The sequence below is a fragment of the Acidovorax soli genome, assembly GCF_900107605.1.
Lineage (GTDB): Bacteria > Pseudomonadota > Gammaproteobacteria > Burkholderiales > Burkholderiaceae_C > Acidovorax > Acidovorax soli.
This window is the reverse complement of sequence record NZ_FNQJ01000034.1, coordinates 1-21598: the sequence shown is the minus strand read 5'-3', so window position 1 is coordinate 21598 and position 21598 is coordinate 1. Positions and strand designations below refer to the sequence as shown.

At 65.7% G+C, this 21598-nt stretch carries 23 protein-coding genes; 16 read left to right on the top strand and 7 right to left on the bottom strand.

Annotated elements, in window-relative coordinates; translation table 11 throughout:
* Window positions 1-4: 4 nt before the first annotated feature.
* Window positions 5-955, bottom strand: a complete 951-nt coding sequence (gene ylqF / locus BLW02_RS16585) for a ribosome biogenesis GTPase YlqF (protein WP_092700447.1) — start codon at window positions 953-955, stop codon at window positions 5-7.
* An 86-nt stretch (window positions 956-1041) separates the two neighbouring features.
* On the opposite strand from ylqF, the gene BLW02_RS16580 reads away from it, so the two are divergent.
* The 3 genes from BLW02_RS16580 (at window position 1042) to BLW02_RS19760 (ending at window position 3035) form a co-directional block, all read left to right on the top strand.
* Entirely contained in the window at window positions 1042-1296 is a 255-nt protein-coding gene (locus BLW02_RS16580) for a hypothetical protein (RefSeq protein WP_092700444.1), read from the top strand.
* Window positions 1297-1310: 14 nt separating this feature from the next.
* The gene (locus BLW02_RS16575) at window positions 1311-1538 is read left to right on the top strand and encodes an oxidoreductase-like domain-containing protein (RefSeq protein WP_167544076.1); all 228 of its coding nucleotides are present in this window, start codon (window positions 1311-1313) and stop codon (window positions 1536-1538) included.
* Window positions 1539-1994: 456 nt separating this feature from the next.
* Complete coding sequence (locus BLW02_RS19760) at window positions 1995-3035, top strand: WD40 repeat domain-containing protein (protein ID WP_139285394.1); 1041 nt, start codon at window positions 1995-1997, stop codon at window positions 3033-3035.
* 307 nt (window positions 3036-3342) lie between these two features.
* Here the strand turns inward: BLW02_RS19760 and gshA are convergent, their stop codons facing one another.
* Both gshA and BLW02_RS16565 read right to left on the bottom strand, forming a co-directional pair.
* Complete coding sequence (gene gshA / locus BLW02_RS16570; RefSeq protein ID WP_092700440.1) at window positions 3343-4866, bottom strand: glutamate--cysteine ligase; 1524 nt, start codon at window positions 4864-4866, stop codon at window positions 3343-3345.
* A gap of 70 nt (window positions 4867-4936) precedes the next feature.
* Entirely contained in the window at window positions 4937-5845 is a 909-nt protein-coding gene (locus tag BLW02_RS16565; RefSeq protein WP_092700437.1) for an SDR family NAD(P)-dependent oxidoreductase, read from the bottom strand.
* A 110-nt stretch (window positions 5846-5955) separates the two neighbouring features.
* On the opposite strand from BLW02_RS16565, the gene BLW02_RS16560 reads away from it, so the two are divergent.
* From BLW02_RS16560 to trhP, 13 genes are all read left to right on the top strand, one after another.
* Window positions 5956-6840 (top strand): NUDIX hydrolase, encoded by an 885-nt coding sequence (locus BLW02_RS16560; protein ID WP_092700433.1) that lies wholly within the window; start codon window positions 5956-5958, stop codon window positions 6838-6840.
* Window positions 6841-6937: 97 nt separating this feature from the next.
* Window positions 6938-7219 (top strand): DUF427 domain-containing protein, encoded by a 282-nt coding sequence (locus BLW02_RS16555; protein WP_092700430.1) that lies wholly within the window; start codon window positions 6938-6940, stop codon window positions 7217-7219.
* Between the two features lie 363 nt (window positions 7220-7582).
* Window positions 7583-8212, top strand: coding sequence for a DUF938 domain-containing protein (locus BLW02_RS16550; protein WP_092700427.1), 630 nt, complete (start codon window positions 7583-7585; stop codon window positions 8210-8212).
* 38 nt (window positions 8213-8250) lie between these two features.
* Entirely contained in the window at window positions 8251-8535 is a 285-nt protein-coding gene (locus BLW02_RS16545; RefSeq protein ID WP_244273732.1) for a 2Fe-2S iron-sulfur cluster-binding protein, read from the top strand.
* 173 nt (window positions 8536-8708) lie between these two features.
* On the top strand, window positions 8709-9830 hold the full coding sequence (gene ribBA, locus BLW02_RS16540; RefSeq protein ID WP_092700421.1) for a bifunctional 3,4-dihydroxy-2-butanone-4-phosphate synthase/GTP cyclohydrolase II: 1122 nt from the start codon (window positions 8709-8711) through the stop codon (window positions 9828-9830).
* A gap of 3 nt (window positions 9831-9833) precedes the next feature.
* Window positions 9834-10298 carry a 6,7-dimethyl-8-ribityllumazine synthase gene (ribH, locus tag BLW02_RS16535; RefSeq protein ID WP_026436016.1) on the top strand — a complete coding sequence of 155 codons (465 nt, stop codon included), beginning with the start codon at window positions 9834-9836 and terminating at the stop codon, window positions 10296-10298.
* Window positions 10295-10858: a transcription antitermination factor NusB gene (nusB, locus tag BLW02_RS16530; protein ID WP_092700418.1), complete on the top strand. Its 564-nt coding sequence runs from the start codon at window positions 10295-10297 to the stop codon at window positions 10856-10858. The genes ribH and nusB overlap by 4 nt, the downstream gene beginning before the upstream one ends.
* A gap of 73 nt (window positions 10859-10931) precedes the next feature.
* Window positions 10932-12116, top strand: a complete 1185-nt coding sequence (locus BLW02_RS16525) for a pyridoxal phosphate-dependent aminotransferase (RefSeq protein WP_092700415.1) — start codon at window positions 10932-10934, stop codon at window positions 12114-12116.
* 8 nt (window positions 12117-12124) lie between these two features.
* Window positions 12125-12541 carry a tol-pal system-associated acyl-CoA thioesterase gene (gene ybgC, locus BLW02_RS16520; RefSeq protein ID WP_092700478.1) on the top strand — a complete coding sequence of 139 codons (417 nt, stop codon included), beginning with the start codon at window positions 12125-12127 and terminating at the stop codon, window positions 12539-12541.
* Window positions 12538-13239: a protein TolQ gene (tolQ, locus tag BLW02_RS16515; protein ID WP_026436020.1), complete on the top strand. Its 702-nt coding sequence runs from the start codon at window positions 12538-12540 to the stop codon at window positions 13237-13239. The genes ybgC and tolQ overlap by 4 nt, the downstream gene beginning before the upstream one ends.
* 176 nt (window positions 13240-13415) lie before the next feature.
* A complete protein-coding gene (locus BLW02_RS16510; RefSeq protein ID WP_092700413.1) occupies window positions 13416-13841 on the top strand; it encodes an ExbD/TolR family protein in 426 nt (141 codons plus the stop codon).
* Window positions 13842-13868: 27 nt separating this feature from the next.
* Window positions 13869-14849 carry a cell envelope integrity protein TolA gene (gene tolA, locus BLW02_RS16505; protein ID WP_092700410.1) on the top strand — a complete coding sequence of 327 codons (981 nt, stop codon included), beginning with the start codon at window positions 13869-13871 and terminating at the stop codon, window positions 14847-14849.
* 121 nt (window positions 14850-14970) lie between these two features.
* Entirely contained in the window at window positions 14971-16365 is a 1395-nt protein-coding gene (gene trhP / locus BLW02_RS16500; protein ID WP_092700408.1) for a prephenate-dependent tRNA uridine(34) hydroxylase TrhP, read from the top strand.
* Window positions 16366-16374: 9 nt separating this feature from the next.
* Here the strand turns inward: trhP and BLW02_RS16495 are convergent, their stop codons facing one another.
* From BLW02_RS16495 to BLW02_RS16480, 4 genes are all read right to left on the bottom strand, one after another.
* Entirely contained in the window at window positions 16375-17532 is a 1158-nt protein-coding gene (locus BLW02_RS16495; RefSeq protein ID WP_092700405.1) for a CaiB/BaiF CoA transferase family protein, read from the bottom strand.
* Window positions 17533-17566: 34 nt separating this feature from the next.
* Window positions 17567-18562 (bottom strand): tripartite tricarboxylate transporter substrate binding protein, encoded by a 996-nt coding sequence (locus BLW02_RS16490; RefSeq protein ID WP_092700402.1) that lies wholly within the window; start codon window positions 18560-18562, stop codon window positions 17567-17569.
* A 40-nt stretch (window positions 18563-18602) separates the two neighbouring features.
* Window positions 18603-19595 carry a Bug family tripartite tricarboxylate transporter substrate binding protein gene (locus BLW02_RS16485; protein ID WP_092700399.1) on the bottom strand — a complete coding sequence of 331 codons (993 nt, stop codon included), beginning with the start codon at window positions 19593-19595 and terminating at the stop codon, window positions 18603-18605.
* Window positions 19596-19694: 99 nt separating this feature from the next.
* Complete coding sequence (locus BLW02_RS16480; protein WP_092700396.1) at window positions 19695-21401, bottom strand: acyl-CoA dehydrogenase family protein; 1707 nt, start codon at window positions 21399-21401, stop codon at window positions 19695-19697.
* Window positions 21402-21598 lie beyond the last annotated feature (197 nt).

The following is a 21598-nucleotide window of genomic DNA, read 5'->3' as shown; positions in this document are numbered from 1 at the left end:
CTGATCAGGGCTGGCGGGTGCCGCTGCCCTTTTTCTTGCGGTTTTCCCGTGCCTGCTTCCTGGCCTCGCGCTCGGCCTCCAACAGGGCGGCGGCGGCCCGCCAGGCCTCGAATTCGGCCGGCGTTTCCAGCGTGATGCGCCCCAGAATGGCGGTGCGAAAGTCCGTCATCACGATCTCGGCGGTTTTTTGCAGGTTGACGCGCCCGCCGCCCAGCATGGCGCCGCGTTTTCTGCCAATGGCTTCGAGCAGTTCCTCGTCGTGCATCCCGGCCACCACGCCCGCAGGCAGGCCCAGCCTGTAGCGGACCTCCAGCAGCGGGGCATAGTTTTTCTGCAGGCGGCGCAGCAGCTCCAGCGCCACCAGTTCCTCGTCGTAGGCATTGCGGCCAACGGCGCCGCTGGCGGCCAGGTTGTAGCCGCTCTCGACCACGCTGATGCGCGGCCAGAGCATGCCGGGCGTGTCCCAAAGGTAGAAATCGTCGGCCAGCGTGATGCGCTGCTCCAGCTTGGTGATGCCGGCCTCGTCGCCGGTCTTGGCCTGGCGCTTGCTGGTGAGTGTGTTGATGAGCGTGGACTTGCCCACGTTGGGCACGCCGCAGATCAGCACACGCATGGGCTTGGCCATGCCGCCCCGGCCGGGGGCCAGCAGGTGGCAGGCGTCGATGAGCTTGCGCGCGGGCGCCGGGTCGGATGCATCAAGCGGCACGGCGCGCGTGTCGGGCAGCGCGTTGTACCAGTCCAGCCACAGCGCGGTGCGCTCGGGGTCGGCCACGTCCTGCTTGTTGAGCACCTTGAGCGTGGGTTTGTGGCCCGTGAGTTCGGCCAGCAGCGGGTTGGCGCTGGAGCCGGGCAGGCGCGCGTCCAGCACCTCGATCACCACATCAATGTCCTTGATGCGTTCGGTGATGGCTTTTCGGGTCAGGTGCATGTGACCGGGGAACCACTGGATGGCCATGCGAGGGGGTACTTTCTTGTAGTTTGGGTGCGGGCTGAGGGAGGCAAGGATAATCGCGTCCCGTCTCCTCACGTTCCACGCCTGCCATGCCCGCACCATCCCGCCGCCCCGCCAGCCCCGCCGACAAGGCAGACAAAGAGCTTTTGTTCAAGGGGGTCACTTGCGCACTGATCGGCCTGGTGGTGCTGATCGCGCCCTATGTGGCGCGGTCGCCCGGCGTGCAGGACATCATGGCGCAGTCGGCACTGGTGGGCTGGTTTGCGCTGGTGCTGGGCGGCGCGTTCCTGGTGCGCTATGCCATGCGCCGCGCAGCGGCGGCCAAGGCACGCGACCGGCAGTGACGGCGGCCCTGCGGATGCTGGAACCCGCCCGCGCCACCGACGCCCCCTCGGCCCGCGCCATGTTCGAAGTGCTGCAGCAGCAGGCCCGTGCCCAGGGCCTGGCGCTGCGCGAGCCTCCGACCGAGCCCACCACCTGCTGCGGACGCGGCTGCAATGGCTGCGTGTGGGAGGGCTACCTCGATGCGGCCGAATACTGGAGGCAAGAGGCGCTGCTGCAGATTGATCCTGTAAATTTCGCATGAAATAGGCCTGCAGCGCTTTCTGAATAAGCGCAAGCAGCTATCATTTTTTCACAACAACAAGCTCCCGATACCCATGGGGATGTCCAGCGGGTCTGATGGCTCGCAGCCAGACCGTTGCTTCCATGTGGCCGCTTCATTGGTCATCGCACGATCAACGGGGCTGTATCTGGCCGGCTGCTGTCGGTCACTACCGGTCATTGGCCAGTTGTGCCGAAAGCAGCCATGGCGAATGGCTAAAGGGTTAATCTGTCGAGATCGTGATCTTGAGGAGGCGTGATGATGCCACCCATGCTGAAAATGATTAGTCGGGCACTGACGGGATTGCTCCTCGCAGTGTTGCTGTCTGGTTGCGCTTCTACTCCAGGGCGCGATCAACCTTTGGGATACGTCGTTTCGACAGCGTTCTCGCCCGACGGCCGGACTATCGCTGCCGCCACGAACGAAGGAGAGGTAGCCTTGTTCGACGCGCAACCGTTGTTATTCAGGCGACTTTTGACCCGGGAAGTTGATAAGACACCTATTCGACGGAGCTACCTTGATGTGATTGCGTCGGTCTATCGCCCAATACCACTCACGTTCTCGCCGGACGGAAGCCTACTGGCAGTGGGTGCCATTTCGGGCAATGTTGTTGTGTGGGACGTCGCCTCAGGTATGGAGAAATACCATTCGCCGGCCGGGGGGCAAATTGTCGATCTCATCTTTTCTTCTGATGGACAAGTGCTTATCAGCGCCGGGCCGGATTTGCTCTTGCGGCCCATGAAGAATACCGGACAGGCAAGCAGGGTCCAGTTACCACTTGGCGCCAAGGCTACGGCCACTGCTATGTCTCCAGACGGATCGGTTTTGGTCGTGGGGCTTTCCACTGGAGAGATTGCGATATTTGATGCAACAAAACTCGTTCTGTTGTACAGCTCAAAAGTACATGAAGCACCGGTTACCGGCCTGGCTTTCCAGCGACAAGGCGGAATATTTGCGAGCACGGCGGGCGGATACGATTTGCGACTCTGGCAGCGTAGTCTGGCGGGGGGCTTCGAGAAATCCGATTTACCAGTTGCTGCCGCAACCAGTGCGGCCGGGACATTTGATAAAGCACAAGGTGGCGGACTACTGCTGTGGCTGCTTGGCACAATTCGAGGTTTTCAGATTGTCGGGGCTCCGACTCTAGGCGCGCCACCTCTTATCGGTGGATCTGAATCCAAGTTTGCCAAAGCTGCTCGGACCATTCCTCCTCATTGCGGATCGCAGGTAGCATTTTCCGCGGACGGGCGTTATCTCGCATCATCGGCAAACCTGATGATGTGCCCGGATTGCATAGGAACACTCGCGCCAGCTTTTCTAATGTTCGTAACTGATCTTGATAGCGGCACGACAACGACCGTGCGAGACTTGGGTTGCGACGTCGCGATCTCGCCGGATGGTCGGACTTTCACCACTGGCGGCCCAGGTGCCCCTCAGATTCGAGATAGCGTCACGGGGCAGCAACTACCTCGCAACTAAATGGAGCATTTCGATGTCGGTCTGCTCCTCTGGAAAATTTAGGGCTGGTATGGGTCGCAAGCTGCCCGCCTGTAGTGGCGGCAGCGCCAGGCCATGGCCTGGCCCACAAAAATCAGAGGGGATGCCCAAGAGCGCCCTGTTTCGTACATGACCCATGCCTGAAGCCATGCACCCTGGGCCCGGCATGTTCTGAACCGATCGAAGAACCAAGCCCACGCGAAAAAAAGTACAGGAAGCCTGCGGCATCTCGCGAATCCGGTATTCCTGGTAGCCCCCCAATGAACAGAGCGAGGGTTCGACCGGCAGATCAGCCCAGCCCCTGCGCCGCCATGTAGTGCTGGCGCCATTCTTCAAACGGCAGCGTGTCGGCTGCCTCGATGGCCTTTTGTGCCGCCATGGATTCGTCGGCCAGTGCGGCAAAACGTGCCTGCTGGGCAGCGCTCCAGGGCAAGGCCAGCAGCGCATCGCGCGCCAGGACGGACTGCTGGGTGCTGAAGCCGGTGAAGCTGTTGCCGTGCGCTTGCGCCATGCGTTCGAGCACGCGGGCCGAGGGTGTCTGCTCCGGATGAGCCAAGGTGGCGCGGGCGCTGGCCAGCGCGGCGCTGTAGTCGCTGCTGTGGTGCGTGGCATCCAGCGCGGCGGCCAGCGGCGCGCACTCTTGCAGCACCTGGGCGGCCCAGTCCACCAGCGGCACGCTGCGCCCGTTGCGCACCAGGCACAGGCCCGGTTCGCGGCCGCGCGCGGCCGTGAGGTGCTGGTTGTGCTTGAGCTCGGTGATCTCTTGCGGCGTGTCGGGCGGGCTGTCGGACAGCAGGCAGTGCAGCAGGAACACATCGAGCAGCCGCATGGTTTCGGCCGTGATGCCCACCGGCACGAACGGGTCCAGGTCCATCAGGCGCACCTCGACATATTCGACGCCGCGCTCGCGCAGCGCATGCAGCGGGCGCTCGCCGGGCTGGATCACGCGCTTGGGGCGGATGGTGCCGTAGAACTCGTTTTCGATCTGCAGCAGGCTGGTGCCCAGCTGGTTGTAGTCGCCCCCCGGGTTGACGATGCCCACGGCCTCGTAGGCGGGGTAAGGCTTGGTCAGCGCCTCGTGCAGCGAGTCGGCATAGCCACGGAGGCCGTTGTAGCTCACGGCCAGCGTGGCCTGCGCGTCGCTCTGGTAGCCCAGGCGGCCCATGCGCAGCGAGGTGGCGTGCGGCAGGTACAGCGCCTGTTCGCTCAGGCGCTGCATGGCGTGCGGGCGCCCCTGCGCAAAGCAGGGGCACAGCGCGGGCGAGGCGCCAAACAGGTACAGCAGCACGAAGGCATGGCGGCGGAAATTGCGGATCAGCGCGAAATACTGTTCGCTCGTCACACCGGGCATCGACCAGTTGTAGTGGATGCCGCAAATGGTCTGCATGCGCCGGCCATAGCGGTGGCCCAGGCCCATGCGGTACACGCTTTTGGCGCGCCCCACGTTGGAGCTGCCATAGCGCGCCAGCGGAATGGTCTCGTCGGTGGGCAGGCGGCAGGGCATGCTCGACGCCCACAGCATCTCGTCGCCCTGCTCGTGCAGCACGCGCAGGGCGAACTGGTGGATCTCGGTGAGTTCATCCAGGCACTGCTGCACGCCCCGGTGGGCGCCCGTGACCAGCTCGATCTGCGACTCGCTGTAGTCGGTGGTGATGTGGGGGTGGGTGAGCGCCGAGCCCAGCGCCGCCGGGTGCGGCGTGAGGGCCAGCTCACCCGTGGGCAGCACGCGCAGACCCTCTTTTTCGATGCCACGGCGGATGCCGGCCAGGGCCTCGGGGGGACAGGCGGTGATGTGTTGCTGCAAGGTGCTCATATCTTGGTTACCGATTTTCGGGGTCGGCCCGGAACTTAGCACGGCGCCGCGCCGACCGCCTGCCGCCCGATCAAGCCCTTGCGGCCAGGGCCTTGCCCACTTCGTTGCTGCCCTGGGCGGCGCCGCTTTGTGGTATCTGCTCGCCGGTGCGGTCGGTCGCCTCGGCCAGGCGCGCGGCCAGTTGCTCGGGCACATCGGCGCCCAGCCCCAAGTGGATGCCCTGCGTGAGCGTGATGTGCGCCGCCTCGAAGGTGCCCGCGCCCGCGCACAGGATGGTGCGCGTGGGCGCCGATTCATGCGCCAGCACCAGCATGGCGGGCACCACGGCCTCGGGCTTGAGCACGGCCAGCACCTCTTCGGGCATCAGGCCCTCGGTCATGCGGGTGGCGGCCGTGGGTGCCAGGGCGTTGACATGGATGTGGTGCTTGGCCCCCTCGATGGCCAGCGTCTGCATCAGGCCCACCTGCGCCAGCTTGGCCGCGCCGTAGTTGGCCTGGCCGAAGTTGCCATACAGGCCCGTGGACGAGGTGGTCATGACGATGCGGCCATAGCCCTGCGCCACCATGTGCGGCCACACTGCCTTGCAGCAATGGGCGGCGCCCATCAGGTGCACATCCATCACCAGGCGGAAGTCCGCCATGTCCATCTTGGCAAAGCTCTTGTCGCGCAGGATGCCGGCGTTGTTCACCAGAATGTCCACCCGGCCCCAGGCGTCGATGGCCTGCTGCACCATGGCCTGCACGGCGGCAAAGTCGGTGACCGAGGCACCATTGGCCAGCGCCTCGCCGCCGGCGGCGCGGATTTCATCGACCACCGCCTGGGCCGGACTGACCGAGCCGCCCTCGCCGTGCACGCCGCTGCCCAGGTCGTTGACCAGCACCTTGGCGCCGCGCGCCGCCAGTTCCAGCGCATGCTGGCGGCCCAGGCCACCGCCTGCGCCCGTCACGATAGCCACGCGGCCCTTGAATTCGATCGCCATGCTGCAATGACTCCTCTGTGCTGTGAATGTGCAAAATAGGGTTGCACTCTACGCCACAACGCCCCGCCCGCCAGTCCGGCCCGTGACTGCCAGGTCCACTGAAAGCCCCCATGCAGCCTGCCGCATCCGTTGATTCCGAAACTCCCCGCGCCGCCGCCACCGTGGTGCTGCTGCGCGAGGCCGACACCGGCCCCGAAGTGCTGCTGCTGCGCCGCCACGCCAAGGCATCGAACATGGCGGGGATCTATGTGTTTCCTGGAGGCAAGCTGGATGCCGAGGACTCCACCCTCGATGCAGCCACCCACCTCGACCAGCCGCACGCCACCTTGCATGCCAGTCTGAACGAACCCGACACCGACGGCCCCATCGCCGCCGGCCTGTACGTGGCCGCGCTGCGCGAGGCGCTGGAGGAATGTGGCCTGCTGCTGGCCGAGCCGCTGGATGCCGGAGCCCCCCTGGATGCCGACCAGGCGCGTGCGCTGCTGCGCGCGGGCCAGCCTTTTGCCCAGGTGCTGGCCGCACTGCGGCTGCGCCTGCAGACGCGCCATCTCGCGCCCTGGTCGCGCTGGATCACGCCGCTGGCACCCACCATGGGCACGCGCCGCTTTGACACCCGTTTTTTTGTCGCCCAGGCGCCCGCCGGCCAGACTGCACGGCACGATGACGAGGAAACCACCGACAGCGTGTGGCTGGCACCGCGCAAGGCGCTGGAGCAATACCGCGACGGCGCCATCGACCTGGCCCCGCCGCAGATCATGAGCCTGGCCCATCTGGCGCGCCACGCCAGCGTGGCCAGCGTGCTGAGCGCCGCACGCAGCCAGCGCCCGCCGCTCATCCTGCCCGAGCCGTTTGACCACGACGGCGTGCGCGTGCTCTGCTACCCCGGCGATGCCATGCACCCGGTGCGCGAGCGCGCCCTGCCCGGCCCCACGCGGCTGCACTACCGCGAGCGCCGCTTCACCCCCGAAGCGGGCTTTGACGCGCTGTTTGACTGACGCGCGAAAATGCTCCAGTGGCGCAGGTCAAGCCATTGAATTCATAGCTGATTCCATAGGCGCAGTAGCCCATTTTTTACTGAAAGAAGGATTCCCCATGAAAGCCAGCTGGAACGGCGTGATCGTTGCCGAGAGCGATGACACCGTGGTGGTGGAAGGCAACCACTACTTTCCCGAAAGCGCGCTCAAGCGCGAGTACTTCACGTTCAGCAACCACAAGACCACCTGCGCCTGGAAAGGGCAGGCCAGCTACCTGTCGCTGCTGGTCGATGGCGAGATGAACACCGACGCGGCCTGGTTCTATGCCGACCCCAAACCCGAGGCCGAAGAAATCCGCGGCCGCGTGGCGTTCTGGAAAGGCGTGCAGGTCACCGCCTGAGCCGCCTGCAGGCCGCGCCGGTTATCCCTGCCCGCGCTGGACAATCATGTGGATAAGTGTGGACAAGCCCTGTATGGCAGCGCCAAGTGCTTGATTTGTAAAGCAATCTCCTGCGTTGCCTGTTTTTTAGGCAGCACCGGCCGCAGCAATGCCGGTTTATCCCAGCCCGCACTGGACAATGGTGTGGATAACTTTTGACAAGTCCTGTATGGCGACGCCAAGTCCTTGATTCGTAAAGAAATCCATCACACCGCCCGTTTTTTAAGCAATCCCCGCGTGCACTTTCCATCACCATTCACGCTCCTGTTTCAATAGCTCTGACCGCTTGTTGGACAAGCGCTGCAGCCTCCTTGGATCCCAATCATGCCCACCGATGCCCGTGCACACAGCCCTGCCGCCGAGCGCAACAGCGGCCCCATCCTGACGGTGCTGCAGGCCCTGCTGCCCCAGCAGGGCGCCGCGCTGGAGATTGCCAGCGGCACCGGCCAGCACGCGGCCTGTTTTGGCGCAGCCTTGCCCGGCTGGACCTGGCAGCCCACGGATGCCACGCCCCAGGGTTTCGCCTCGATAGCCGCCTGGAGCGCCAACGCCCCGAACGTGCGGGCACCACTGCTGCTCAATGTGCTGTCCGATGCCTGGCCCGGCGCCGGCCCCGCCTTTGCCGCGCCGTTCGATCTGATCTACTGCGCCAACATGCTGCACATCGCGCCCTGGGCGTGCTGCGCCGGCCTGATGCAGGGTGCCGCACGCCACCTGGCGCCCACTGGGCAGCTCGTCACCTACGGCCCCTATCTCGAAGACGGCGTACCCACCGCCCCCGGCAACCTGGCGTTCGATGCCAGCCTGCGCGCACAGAACCCGGCCTGGGGCATCCGCGCCCTCGGCGACGTGGCCCGCGAAGCGCAGCAGGCCGGCCTTTACCTGGCCGCACGCCACGCACTGCCCGCCAACAACCTGCTGCTGGTATGGCAACGCACCGCCCCCAGCCACTGACCTGCCACGGAACCATGAGCGATTCTTTTCTTTCCCCCATGACAGCCCCCTTTTTCACGGCCCGCGTCGCACCCGGCGACCAGCAATGCGATGCCTGGCCCGACCAGCCGCTGCTGATCTCGCTCGAACAGGGCGGCATCGACTGGCCCAGCTCCTGCCGCAACGGCACCTGCCGCACCTGCCTGGGGCAGCTGCGCCAGGGCAGCGTGCGCTACGAGGTGAAGTGGCCGGGGCTGTCGTCCGAAGAAATGGCCGAAGGCTGCGTGCTGCCCTGTGTGGCTTATCCCGTGAGCGATATCGAACTGCAGGCCGGCCCGGACTGAACTAAAATCGCCAGCTTCGGAGTTCTGCGCACCACGCCGGCCTCTGCACCGTGCGGCGGCGCCGCATCGCATGTTCTTTGGAGCGGGCCTGGCGGGCCCGCACAGCCGTCTGGCTTCGGGAACCTGCGCTGCCGCCCGACCGCTCACCGCGGCCCCCAACGAAAGCCCTCCCAATGAACACCCCCCTCATCCCCGCACACATCTCGCCAGTGCAAGACATCGTGGCCGAGATGCGCGCCGGGCGCATGGTCATCCTGGTGGACGAAGAAGACCGTGAAAACGAAGGCGACCTGGTCCTGGCCGCCGACCATGTCACGCCCGAAGCCATCAATTTCATGGCGCGCTTCGGCCGCGGCCTGATCTGCCTGACGCTCACCCGCGAACGCTGCGAGCACCTCAAGCTGCCGCCCATGGCCACGCGCAATGGCACCGTGTACAGCACGGCCTTCACGGTCTCGATCGAGGCCGCCGAGGGCGTGACCACCGGCATCTCGGCCGCCGACCGCGCGCGCACCATCCAGGTGGCCGTGGCCAAAGGCAGCCAGGCCGCCGACCTGGTGCAGCCCGGCCATGTCTTCCCGCTGCAGGCGGTGGACGGCGGCGTGCTCATGCGCGCGGGCCACACCGAGGCTGGCTGTGACCTCTCGACCATGGCCGGCTGCAGCCCCGCCGCCGTGATCTGCGAGATCATGAAGGACGACGGCACCATGGCGCGCCTGCCCGACCTGCAGATCTTTGCCGCCGAACACGGCATCAAGATCGGCACCATCGCCGACCTGATCGAGCACCGCAGCCGCAATGAATCGCTGATCGAGAAGATAGGCCAGCGCACCCTGCAGACGGCCTACGGCGAGTTCACCGCCCACGCCTACCGCGACAAGCCCAGCCGGGCCGTGCACCTGGCCCTGGTCAAGGGCGAGTGGAGCGCCGACGACGAGGTGCCCGTGCGCGTGCACGAGCCACTGTCGGTGCTCGATGCACTGGAGGTGAACCGCTCCATGCACTCGTGGGGCCTGGACACCAGCTTGCACTACATCTCCAGCCAGGGCCAGGGCGTGGCCGTGCTGCTCAATTGCGGCGAAAGCGCCGCGCAGTTGCTCGAGCAGTTCGAAGGCACGGCACGTGCCTCGCAGGCCCCCGAGCGCGGCCGCATGGACCTGCGCACCTACGGCGTGGGCGCCCAGATCCTGCGCGAAGTGGGCGTGCACAAGATGCAGCTCATGGGCCAGCCGCGGCGCATGCCCAGCATGGCCGGCTACGGACTCGAAATCACCGGCTACATCCCGAAGGAATAAACCATGTTTGGCGCAGACAAAGGAACAGCGGACAAGCTCGATGGCAAGAAACTGCACATCGGCATCGTCCAGGCCCGCTTCAACGAAGGCATCACCAACGCGCTGGCCAAGGCCTGCCTCGACGAGCTGCTGGCCCTGGGCGTGCCCGAAAAGCACATCCAGCATGTGCTGGTGCCGGGCGCCCTGGAAGTGCCCGTGGCGCTGCAGGCCATGGCCGAAAGCGACCGCTTCGATGCACTGATCGCCCTGGGCTGCATCATCCGCGGCGAAACCTACCACTTCGAGCTGGTGGCCAACGAGTCCGGCGCGGGCGTGACCCGGCTGTCGCTCGACTACCAGCTGCCCATTGCCAACGCCATCATCACCACCGAGAACCTGGAGCAGGCGATTGCCCGCCAGACCGACAAGGGCCGCGATGCCGCTCGCGTGGCGGTGGAAATGGCCAATCTGCTGGAAGAACTGTCATGAGCGATCCCACCACCCCCGCCGCGCCCCCGTCTGCAAGCCCCCCGAAGCAGGCCCGCACCGGGCTGAAAAGCAATGGTGTGCGCAAGGCGGCCTCCAAATCCAACCGCAGCCGCGCCCGCGAGTTTGTGCTGCAGGCGCTGTACCAGCATCTCGTGGGGCGCAACGAGGCCGAGGCCATTGATTCGTTCACGCGCGACCTGGCCGGCTTTCACAAGGCCGATGCCGCGCACTACAACGCCGTGCTGCACGGCTGCATCGACGCCGCCGCAGAACTTGATGCCCTGATCACGCCGCTGCTCGACCGCAAGATGGCCGAGATCTCGCCCATCGAGCGCGCCGCCATGTGGATCGGCGTGTACGAGTTCCAGCACTGCCTGGATGTGCCGTGGCGCGTGGTGCTCAACGAGTGCATCGAGCTGGCCAAGGAATTTGGCGGCACCGATGGCCACAAGTATGTGAATGCCGTGCTCAACGGCCTGGCACCCCGCCTGCGCGCAGCCGAGGTGGCGGCCGACAAGGGCGCAGCACCCGCAGCCGCCGGCACCAGCGCCAGCGCCTGAACCGGCAGCCCAGGGGCCGCCTGCGGCCCGCATTCTTTCGCCACCCCGCCCCGCGCGGGCAGGACCTCTCCCCATGAAGTTTTCCAGGCGCGCCGAGCGCATTGATCCGTTTTATGTGATGGAAGTGGCCAAGGCCGCACAGGCCATGGCCCGCGAGGTGGCGGGCAGCAGCCAGCCCATGATCTTCCTGAACATTGGCGAGCCCGATTTCACGGCGCCCCCGCTGGTGCAGGAAGCCGCCGCACGCGCCGTGCACGACGGCGCCACGCAGTACACACAGTCGCTGGGCTACGAGCCCCTGCGCGAGCGCATCAGCGGCTGGTACCAGCAGCGCTTCGGCGTCCACGTGCCGGCCCGCCGCATCGTGGTCACGGCGGGCGCCTCGGCGGCGCTGCACCTGGCCTGCCTGGCACTGATCGAGGCCGGTGACGAGGTGCTGATGCCCGACCCCAGCTACCCCTGCAACCGGCATTTCGTGAGCGCCGCCGAAGGCAATGCCGTGCTGGTCCCCACCACCGCCGCCGAACGCTACCAGCTGAGCGCCGAGAAGGTGCAAGCGGCCTGGAACAGCAAGACGCGCGGTGTCCTGTTGGCCTCGCCCTCCAACCCCACGGGCACATCCATTGCACCCGACGAGCTGCGCCGCATCCACGGCGTGGTGCAGGAGCGCGGCGGCGTGACGATGATCGACGAGATCTACCTGGGCCTGTCGTACGACGACGCCTTCGGCCAGACGGCGCTGGCCATCGACGACAGCGTCATCAGCATCAACAGCTTCAGCAAGTACTTCAACATGACGGGCTGGCGCCTCGGGTGGATGGTGGTGCCCGATGCCATGGTGCCCGTGGTCGAGCGCCTGGCGCAGAACCTGTTCATCTGCGCCAGCACCGTGTCGCAACTGGCGGCCATGGCCTGCTTCGAGGCCGAGAGCATCGCCGAATACGAACGCCGCCGTGCCGAGTTCAAGGCCCGCCGCGACTACTTCATCCCCGAACTGCAGGCCCTGGGCCTGGCCGTGCCCGTGATGCCCGACGGCGCCTTTTATGCCTGGGCCGATTGCACTCGCGCCTGTGAAAAACTCGGCGTGCAGGGCAGCTGGGATTTTGCGTATGAAGTCATGCGCCGGGCCCATGTGGCCGTGACGCCGGGGCGCGACTTCGGCACCTTTGACCCCCAGCGTTTCGTGCGTTTTTCCACCGCCAATTCGATGGCGCAGTTGCAGGAATCGGTGGCGCGCCTGCGCTCGCTGCTGGGCTGATGACCGCCATGGCGTTCGAATTCCCCATCCGCATCTACTGGGAAGACACCGATGCCGGCGGCATCGTGTTCTATGCCAACTACCTCAAGTTCTTCGAGCGTGCCCGCACCGAATGGCTGCGCTCGCTGGGCCTGGGCCAGCAGCGATTGCGGGAACAAACGGGCGGGATGTTCGTCGTAACCGATGCCCGCCTGCGCTATCTGCGCCCGGCCCGCCTTGACGATGCACTCATTGTTACCGCCCATTTGCAGGAAACAGGCCGTGCATCCTTGACAATAGTGCAGCAGGCGCTATTGAATAATGAGCAAATGTCCAGCCAACCACCCATTCTGCTGAGCGAAGGCACCATCCGTATCGGCTGGGTGGACGCCGCGAGCATGCGCCCCGCAAGAATCCCGAACACCCTTCTGGAACAACTTTCATGAATTCCCAAGACATGTCCATCGTCTCCCTGGTGCTGCACGCCAGCTGGGTGGTACAACTCGTCATGCTGCTGCTGCTGGGCGTCTCCGTCGCCAGCTGGGCCGCCATCTTTCGCAAGCTGTTCGCCCTCAAGCGCGTAAAGGCGCTCAACGAGGATTTCGAGCGCGACTTCTGGTCGGGCACCAGCCTCAACGACCTGTACGCCAGCGCCGCGCAGAACGCCAAGAGCGCCGGGCCGATGGAACGCATCTTCGCCAGCGGCATGCGCGAACACCAGAAGCTGCGCGAACGCCGCATCACCGACCCCGGCACGCTGCTCGACGGTGCCCGCCGCGCCATGCGCGCCAGCTTCCAGCGCGAGATGGACGTGGTCGAATCCAGCCTGTCCTTCCTGGGCTCGGTGGCCTCGGTCAGCCCCTATGTGGGCCTGTTCGGCACGGTGTGGGGCATCATGCACGCCTTCACGGGCTTTGCCGGCATGGAGCAGGTCACGCTGGCCACCGTGGCGCCCGGCATCGCCGAAGCGCTGGTGGCCACCGCCCTGGGCCTGTTTGCTGCCATTCCCGCCGTGATTGCCTACAACCGCTTCGCGCGCGACATCGACCGCGTGGCCACCCACCAGGAGACCTTCATCGAGGAGTTCTCCAACATCCTGCAGCGCAACCTGGGCGCCCACCCAGGCTCGCCCTCGGGCCACTGAGATGAAGTACATCCCCCTGAGCCGCTTTGCGGCTTCCCCCTTCTCTCGCAGCGCTATGCACTGCGGGAAGGGGGACGACGCCAGCGCGGCGGGGCGGCCCTTGCGCGGCGTCTGCCGGCCTCGGGCGTGCCAGTTTTATCCGCTGCGCACACTGCGCAGCGCAACGGAGAGCTGAAATGCCCGCAATGGCCTCGCGCAACGGCAGCCGCCGCCGCTCCATGAACGAGATCAACATGGTGCCCTTCATCGACGTGATGCTGGTGCTGCTCATCATCTTCATGGTGACGGCGCCCATGCTCACGCCCAGTTCGGTCAATGTGCCCTCCGTCGGCAAAGGTGCCAAGGTGCCCAAGACACGCGCCGACGTGATCGTGGAGAAGGACGGCAGCGTGCGCTTCAAGGCCGACGGCAACGAGCGCCCGGTGCCGCTGCAAAGCCTGGGCGCCACGGCCAGGAACTGGCTCAAGGACCAGCCCGAGGACACGCCCGTGCTCATCAGCGCCGACAAGAACGTTTCCTACGAATCGGTCATGAAGGCCATGTCGGCCCTGCAACAGGCCGGTGTGCCCCGCGTCGCACTGGCCGTCAAGAGCGGCGGCTGAGCGCCGACCCGCCCCCATAGAAATCGCATGCACGCTCACGACGACCGCGACCAGTTTGCCCCGCCCCGCCCGCCGGCCCGCCTGCGCGCCATTGTGCTGGCCGTGCTGGCGCACGCCATCCTGATTGGCGCGCTGACATGGGGCGTGAACTGGAAAAGCAGCGCCGACATGCCGGCCGTGGAGGCCGAACTGTGGTCGGCCGTTCCGCAGCAAGCTGCGCCCCGTGCGGTCGAGCCCTCGCCACCACCGCCCGAGCCGGTGCCCGCGCCGCCCCAGCCCACCCCTGCCCCGCCACCACCGCCCCCGCGGCAGGCAGCGCCGGATACCCGCCAGGCCGATATCGCCCTTGAGCGCGAGAAAAAGCGCCTGGAACAAGAAAAGAAAGTGCACCAGCAGCAACTCGAACGCGAGAAGCGTGAACGCGAGCGCAAGGAAGAAGAGCGCCGCGAACGCCTGGCGCATGAGAAGGAGCTGCACGAGAAGCAGTTGGCCGAACAAAAGAAGCTGGAGCAGCACAAGGCCGAACAGGAAAAGCAGAAAAAGCAGGAAAAGCAAAAGCAGCTGGCCGAGGACAAGAAGCGCCAGGAACAGGAAGACCTGCGCAAGCAGGAAGCTGCCGAAAAGGCCAGCGCCAAGGCGGCAGAAGCCCGCCGGCAGGAGAACATCCGCCGCATGCAGGGCCTCGCCGGCGCCACGGGCGGCGAAACCGCCACGGGCAACGCCAAGCAGAGCTCCGGTCCCTCGGGCAGCTATGGCGGCAAGGTGGCGGCCAAGGTCCGGCCCAACATCGTGTACCCCGACGCTGTAGCAGGCAACCCGCGCGCCGTGGTGCAGGTGCGCGCCGCCCCCGACGGCACCATCGTGGGCACGAAGCTGATCCAGTCCAGTGGCAACAAGGCCTGGGACGATGCCGTGCTGCGCGCACTCGACAAGACCGGGTCGCTGCCCCGCGATGTGGACGGACGCGTCCCATCCACGCTGGAAATAGGTTTTCGCCCACAGGACTGAAAAATCCTGCGCCCAAGCTGGGGCCCTTGGGCTCGGCTGCGCCGGCATGCGCTCGCCCTGAGACTGCTGCTTTACTGCGGTAACGCAGAGCCTTTTCCCTGGCCTTGGCCACAATTGATCTATGACCCTGAAAAGCCCCGAACTGCTGCTGCCTGCCGGCTCGCTCGCCAAGATGCGCGCCGCCTACGACTTCGGCGCCGACGCCGTCTATGCCGGCCAGCCGCGCTATTCCCTGCGCGCGCGCAACAACGAGTTCCGCCTGGAGCAGATCCAGCAGGGCATCGAGGAAGCCCATGCGCGCGGCAAGAAGTTCTTTCTCACCAGCAACCTGCTGCCGCACAACGACAAGGTGCGCACCTACCTGCGCGACATCGAGCCCATCATCGCCATGCGGCCCGATGCCCTCATCATGGCCGACCCCGGCCTGATCATGATGGTGCGCGAGCGCTGGCCCGAGGCGGAGATCCACCTCTCGGTGCAGGCCAACACCACCAACTACGCGGCGGTGAAGTTCTGGCAGCAGGTGGGCATCAAGCGCATCATCCTGTCACGCGAACTCTCGCTCGACGAGATCGCCAGGATCCGCCAGGAATGCCCCGACATGGAGCTCGAAGTGTTCGTGCACGGCGCGCTGTGCATTGCCTACTCGGGCCGCTGCCTGCTCTCGGGCTACTTCAACCGCCGCGACAGCAACCAGGGCACCTGCACCAACGCCTGCCGCTGGAACTACGCCACGCAGCCCGCAGCCGTGGACCCCAACACAGGCGAAGCCATGGCCCAGCGCATGGACGGTGACTTCCACTTTCAGCAGGCCCAGGAGGACGACAACGCGGCCTTTGCCGCCTGCGGCGGCGGCGCGCGCCACCCGCTGGCCGACCAGGTCTATCTGCTCGAAGAAAAAGAACGCCCCGGCCAGCTCATGCCCATCATGGAAGACGAGCACGGCACCTACATCATGAACAGCAAGGACCTGCGCGCCGTCGAGCATGTGCAGCGCCTGGTGGAGATCGGTGTCGACTCGCTCAAGATCGAGGGGCGCACCAAGAGCCAGTACTACGTCTCGCGCACGGCGCAGATCTACCGCCGCGCCATCGACGATGCCGTGGCCGGCCGCCCGTTCAACCCCGAGCTCATCACCGAGCTCGAAGGCCTGTCCAACCGCGGCTACACCGCGGGTTTCCTGGAGCGCCGCCCCGCCAACGACTACCAGAACTACGAGACCGGCAGCTCCGAAAACCAGCGCAGCCAGTTCGTCGGTGAAGTCAAGGCCGTGCAAGACGGCTGGGCCGAGGTGGAGACCAAGAACCGCTTTGCCGTGGGCGACATGCTGGAGATCATCCAGCCCAGCGGCAACCGCACGCTGCTGCTCACGCAGATGCGGAGCCTGGATGGGGAGCCGATGCAAGTGGCTTCGGGCAGCCCGCTGCGCGTGCGCATTCCGTTGGATGCCTCTGAGGTGGGGACCTTGATCGCGCGCCTGCTGCAGCCTGCCGAGCTCAACGCCGGGCAGGGCTGATCCGCACCATCATTCCCGCGTCCGGCCATCCTCCGGCATGGGCAGGAAATCCTGTCCCTCGCTCAGGGGTGCGAACCGGTAGCTGGCCGGCGTGCGGCCCAGCTTCACGGGGGCTCCCAGGCCCTGGTAGCCGTCCAGGCGCACCACCATGTCGCGGTGCAGGGTGTGTGGATGCTGCAGGGCCTGCTCCACGTCCAGCACCGGGGCGGCGGGCACGCCGATAGCCATCAGCGCATCGGCCAGCGGCACACCGTCATAGGCAGCGAACGCCTGCTCCAGCAGGGGCTTGAGCACGGCACGATGCACCGAGCGCTGGCCCGCCGTGGCGAAACGCTCGTCGTCGGCCAGCGCTTGCTGGCCAATGTGCCCGCACAGCAGCCTGAACTGCCGGTCGTTGCCCACCGCCAAAAAGATAGGCGCTCCGCCCGTGCGGATCACGTCGTAGGGGTAGATATTGGGATGGGCATTGCCCGTGCGCTGCGGGATCTTGCCGCTCATGAACCAATTGGCCGCGTGCGGGTGCAAAAGTGACAAGCCCGAGTCGTACAGCGCGGCATCCACCAGCTGCCCCATGCCACTCCTGGCGCGCTCGTGCAACGCCAGCAGCACGCCGATCACGGCGTTCAGGCCCGTGACCATGTCCACCACCGGCAGGCCCACGCGCAGCGGGTCGCCGTCGGCCTCGCCGTTGATGCTCATGAGTCCGGCCATGGCTTGGATGGCGGCGTCGTAGCCCGGCAGGCTGCCCAGCGGGCCGTCGGCGCCGAAGCCCGTCACCCGGCACCAGACCAGGTGCGGAAAATCATGCCGCATCTGCTCGTAGCCTATGCCCCACTTTTCCATGGTGCCGACCTTGAAGTTCTCCACCACCACGTCGGCCTGGGCCATGAGCTCGCGCACGCGCTGCTGGCCGTCTGCGGCCGACAGATCGAGGAACTGGATGCGCTTGTTGCGGTTCAGGCCGAAGTAGTACGACGCCACGCCGTCGCGGAAGGGCGGCCCCCAGGCGCGCGTGTCGTCGCCCTGCGGTGGCTCCACCTTGAGCACATCGGCTCCATGGTCGCCCAGAATCTGGCCACACAGCGGCCCGCCCAGGATGCGCGAAAGATCGAGCACTTTGATGCCTGCAAGCGCGCCCGCGCAAGAAGGTGTGGCACTGGTATTCATGGGTGTGGATTCATCGTGTCAAACGCACCGCCGCTCACTTGGGCTGCGTGCTGAAAGTGGATTTGAAACGCTCCATCCGAACCTTCTCGCGGGTAAAGGTGTTCTTTGCGTACTGCGCGAACTCCTCCGAACTGCGGTAATTGAGCGGCTGGTTGAGCTGGTCGAGGATCTTGCGCCCCTCTGCCGACTCCAGTGCTGCCTTGAATGCGTCGTGCAGAATCCGTGCCCGCTCGGGCAACAAACCTTCCGGCCCCGCAATACCATACGGGGACTCAATCACTACATCGACACCCTCCTCGCGCAGCGTGGGCACATCCGGGAACTGCGGCACCCGCTTGGGCGTGAACATCACCAGGTAGCGCATCCGGCCGGACTGAATGTGCGATGACGCCATACCGGAGAGCACACCCGCATCGATGTGGCCACCCAGCAAATCGGTCGCCTGCTCCGCATCACCCTTGTAGGGCACGCGGTTGAAATCGACGTTCACAGTCTGCACCAACTCGCTCAGCACAATGCTGGGTGTCTGCACCGGCCCGGCTGCGCCGACGGAGATTTTGCCTGGGCGCTTACGTGCTTCGACCAGAAAATCGCTCCAGTTTTTCCAGGGCGCGTCCTGCCGCACGGCCAGCCCGAAGGTGTAATCCGTCATGCCCATGAGGTAGGTGAGCTTCATCGGATCGAAGTTCACGCGATTGAGGTAGGGCTCGCGGTAAACGCTGGCGGGCAGCACTGCGATGGTGTAGCCATCGGGCTGCGCACGCGCAAGCTCAGCTGCGCCAAAGGTGCCGTTGGCGCCTGGCTTGTTGTCAATGATGACGGGCTGCTTGAGCAGCGCACCAGCCTGCTGTGCGACCACGCGCAGGTGCGCGTCGGTCGGACCGCCAGCTCCGTAAGGAACTACCAGCCGAACCGGCTTGGCAGGAAATCCGTCAGGCTGAGCTGCTGCCACCGGATGAAGCGCCGTTGTCATTGAGCCCGCCATAGCTGCCACCAGCACTTGGCGGCGCGAAAACTTGTCGTTGTGCATATTTGTCTCCTGTGTCGTCCATGGGTGAGCAAGGCGCGGGTCAATCAAGCCGCACGCCTGACTGCTCAACCACCCTGGCCCATTTGTCAACCTCGGTCTTGATGAAGTGCCCCAGGTGGGCTGGCGTTTGGTCAGACGATGCCTCCAGCCCCTGCGCCGCAAAGGTCTGCTTGACCTTGTCTGTCGCCAACACGCGCGAGAACGCCTGGTTGAGCACCTTGAGGCGTTCGGCGGGCGTGCCCTTGGGGGCCACCACGCCGAAGAACACACTCACGTCATAGCCCTTCAGGTCGTTGCCGCCCAGCTCGGCGATGGTGGGTATGCCCGGCATGGCGCTGGAGCGCTTGGCCGTGGCCACGCCCAGGGCTTTCACCTTGTCGCTCTTGATGTAGGGCATGGCGGTGAGGATGTCGGTGAAGGTCATGTCCACCTGCCCCGCCAGCAGATCGTTGAGTGCCGGCCCCGTGCCCTTGTAGGGCACATGCACCAGTTGCGTGCCCGCCATGCCGTTGAACAGCACACCGGCCAGGTGCGAGGAAGCGCCATTGCCCGAGGAGGCGAAATTGAGCGCGCCGGGCTTGGCCTTCTCCTTGACGATCAGCTCCTGCACGCTGTTCACGCCAAGATTGGGGCGCACCACCAGGACGTTGGGCAGGTAGCCCACGTAGATGATGGGCTCGAAGCTGGTGCGCGGGTCGTATTTGAGGCCCTTGTACAAGCTGTGGTTGATGGCCAGCGGCCCCGAGGTGCCGAACATGATGGTGTAGCCGTCGGGGGTGGCACGCGCCACGGCATCGGCGCCGATGTTGCCGCCCGCGCCGGCACGGTTGTCCACCACCACGCTCTGGCCCAATTCGCGCGTCAGCTCGGTGGCCAGGATGCGCGCCATGGCGTCGGTAGGCCCGCCGGGCGGGAAGGGTACAACGAATGTGACAGGGCGCTCCGGAAATTTGTCCTGAGCCACGGCTGGCAGGGCTGCCGCCAGGGCGGCACCCGCGATCAGGCCGAACACGGCACGTTTGGCAATCTGCATGGTCTGTCTCCTTCTATGGTTTTATTAGCTGCTTGCGCTTGATAGATAAGCGCTTCCATCGCATTTCCCCACTGAGGGGTGCTGGGTTCCGGCCCCTATTCAGGCCTGCCAGTCGGCCGGCACGCCGCTATCGGCCAGCGGATCACGCGGCAGCACGCGGTGCGCCAGCACCAGCTGCGACAGGCGCAGGCGCTCGCTACTGCCGGTCTTGCCTGCCTCCCAGGCCATAGCGATGGCCGTGGTGCAGTGGTACAGGCCGGAGGCGGCCTGGCGCGCCAGCCACTCGCCCCCCTCCGCCGCGGCGCGCTCGCCCAGTTGGATGGCACGCGCCAGCGCCTGCTCCAGGGCCTGGCGGTAGGCAGCGGTGATGGCACCGGTCTCGGCCAGCAGGCCGCGCAGGTAGTCGTTGAGCACCGGCAGCGAGCCCTCGCGCTTGATGGCGCGCACCACGTCCAGCGCCACGATGTTGCTCGTGCCTTCCCAGATCGAGCCCAGATGGGCATCGCGCACCAGGCGCGGGTCGGCCCACTCCTCGATGTAGCCGCAGCCGCCGCGCACCTCCATGGCGTCGCCAGTGACCTTGCGCGCGTCGCGGCAGGCGCGGAACTTGATCAAGGGCGTGAGGATGCGCAGCAGCGCGTAGGCCGTCTTGTCGCCCGCATCCGAGCGCGCCAGCGTCTGCGCCGTCTGGAACACCATGGTGCGCGCCTGCTCGGCCGGCACGCGCAGCTTGTCCAGCTGCACGCGCATCAGCGGCAGATCCTGCAGGCGGCGGCCGAACGCCCAGCGCTCGCGGGCGATGAACTCGGCCTCGGCCACGGCGCGGCGCATCATGCCGGCCGAGCGCATGCCGTTCGAGAGGCGCGAATTGTTCACCATGTCGGCCATCTGCACGAAGCCTCGACCCTGCTCACCCACCAGGTAGGCCACGGCGCCGTCCATGCGGATCTCGCCGCTGGCCATGGAGCGCGTGCCCATCTTGTCCTTCAGGCGCACGATGTGATAGTGGTTGGTGCCGCCGTCGTCCTTGAGGCGCGGCAGCAGGAACAGCGAGATACCCTTCATGCCGGGCGGCCCGCCATCGACGCGCGCCAGCACCATGCCAAAGCCCGCGTCGGGGTTGGAGCAGAACCACTTCTCGCCATACAGGCGCCAAGTTCCGTCCTCCTGCGGATAGGCCATGGTCAGCGTGTTGGCGATGTCCGAGCCCGCGGCCTGCTCGGTCATGAACATCGACCCTTGCACGCTCGCGTCGAAATCCATGGCCAGCAGCGTGGGCAGGTATTTGTCCAGCAGCTTCTGCTCGCCGTATTTTTTGAGCGTGCGCGTGAGCGAATCCGTCATCGACAGCGGGCAGCACAGGCCGAACTCCGACTGCACGAACAGATAGGTCAGCGCGTACTTGACGATGGGCGGCATCTTGCCCTTCCAGCCCAGCATGTCATCACGGTGCGAGATCGCGGCCAGGCCGAACTGCTGGTAGGCGATCTTCTCCATCTCCACATAGGCTGGGTGCTTGACGATGCGCTGCACCTCCTTGCCGGCGCGCGAACGCATCTCCAGCGTCGGTGGGTTGCGGTCGGCCTCCAGCGCCCAATCATCCACGGCGCCGCCGGCCAGCTCGCCCATGCGCTCGAAGTATGGCTGCAGGTGGGCATACAGGTCGGCCGGCAGGTACAGCGCCAGCAGCTGCTGCAGCTCCTTGTCCTCGGTGTAATTGTTCACGTGGCCACGGTCGGGCACGGGGTGGGCGGCGGCGCTGGCCTGGGCCAGTGCGGTCATCTGGGTCGGGTCGTTGGCGGACATGGCAGTCTCCTGTGCATCATCGTGACCGCCATTGCATCAGCCTGAATCATTCAAGTCCAATATCATTAAACACTTCTTCAATATTTATCTTGAATTCTTATAGGGCGGATTCAAAAGTGAAGTGCAACACCCTGGGTTTCAATGAACGAGGGTGGAGTGCTGCGGGCTGTTGATCAGCAACTCGCGGTATACGGCCA

Coding starts and splice junctions, on each gene's coding strand:
- ylqF (WP_092700447.1), bottom strand. CDS start 955: ATGGCCATCCAGTGGTTCCCCGGTCACATGCACCTGACCCGAAAAGCC.
- BLW02_RS16580 (WP_092700444.1), top strand. CDS start 1,042: ATGCCCGCACCATCCCGCCGCCCCGCCAGCCCCGCCGACAAGGCAGAC.
- BLW02_RS16575 (WP_167544076.1), top strand. CDS start 1,311: ATGCTGGAACCCGCCCGCGCCACCGACGCCCCCTCGGCCCGCGCCATG.
- gshA (WP_092700440.1), bottom strand. CDS start 4,866: ATGAGCACCTTGCAGCAACACATCACCGCCTGTCCCCCCGAGGCCCTG.
- BLW02_RS16565 (WP_092700437.1), bottom strand. CDS start 5,845: ATGGCGATCGAATTCAAGGGCCGCGTGGCTATCGTGACGGGCGCAGGC.
- BLW02_RS16560 (WP_092700433.1), top strand. CDS start 5,956: ATGCAGCCTGCCGCATCCGTTGATTCCGAAACTCCCCGCGCCGCCGCC.
- BLW02_RS16555 (WP_092700430.1), top strand. CDS start 6,938: ATGAAAGCCAGCTGGAACGGCGTGATCGTTGCCGAGAGCGATGACACC.
- BLW02_RS16550 (WP_092700427.1), top strand. CDS start 7,583: ATGCCCACCGATGCCCGTGCACACAGCCCTGCCGCCGAGCGCAACAGC.
- BLW02_RS16545 (WP_244273732.1), top strand. CDS start 8,251: ATGACAGCCCCCTTTTTCACGGCCCGCGTCGCACCCGGCGACCAGCAA.
- ribBA (WP_092700421.1), top strand. CDS start 8,709: ATGAACACCCCCCTCATCCCCGCACACATCTCGCCAGTGCAAGACATC.
- ribH (WP_026436016.1), top strand. CDS start 9,834: ATGTTTGGCGCAGACAAAGGAACAGCGGACAAGCTCGATGGCAAGAAA.
- nusB (WP_092700418.1), top strand. CDS start 10,295: ATGAGCGATCCCACCACCCCCGCCGCGCCCCCGTCTGCAAGCCCCCCG.
- BLW02_RS16525 (WP_092700415.1), top strand. CDS start 10,932: ATGAAGTTTTCCAGGCGCGCCGAGCGCATTGATCCGTTTTATGTGATG.
- ybgC (WP_092700478.1), top strand. CDS start 12,125: ATGGCGTTCGAATTCCCCATCCGCATCTACTGGGAAGACACCGATGCC.
- tolQ (WP_026436020.1), top strand. CDS start 12,538: ATGAATTCCCAAGACATGTCCATCGTCTCCCTGGTGCTGCACGCCAGC.
- BLW02_RS16510 (WP_092700413.1), top strand. CDS start 13,416: ATGCCCGCAATGGCCTCGCGCAACGGCAGCCGCCGCCGCTCCATGAAC.
- tolA (WP_092700410.1), top strand. CDS start 13,869: ATGCACGCTCACGACGACCGCGACCAGTTTGCCCCGCCCCGCCCGCCG.
- trhP (WP_092700408.1), top strand. CDS start 14,971: ATGACCCTGAAAAGCCCCGAACTGCTGCTGCCTGCCGGCTCGCTCGCC.
- BLW02_RS16495 (WP_092700405.1), bottom strand. CDS start 17,532: ATGAATACCAGTGCCACACCTTCTTGCGCGGGCGCGCTTGCAGGCATC.
- BLW02_RS16490 (WP_092700402.1), bottom strand. CDS start 18,562: ATGCACAACGACAAGTTTTCGCGCCGCCAAGTGCTGGTGGCAGCTATG.
- BLW02_RS16485 (WP_092700399.1), bottom strand. CDS start 19,595: ATGCAGATTGCCAAACGTGCCGTGTTCGGCCTGATCGCGGGTGCCGCC.
- BLW02_RS16480 (WP_092700396.1), bottom strand. CDS start 21,401: ATGTCCGCCAACGACCCGACCCAGATGACCGCACTGGCCCAGGCCAGC.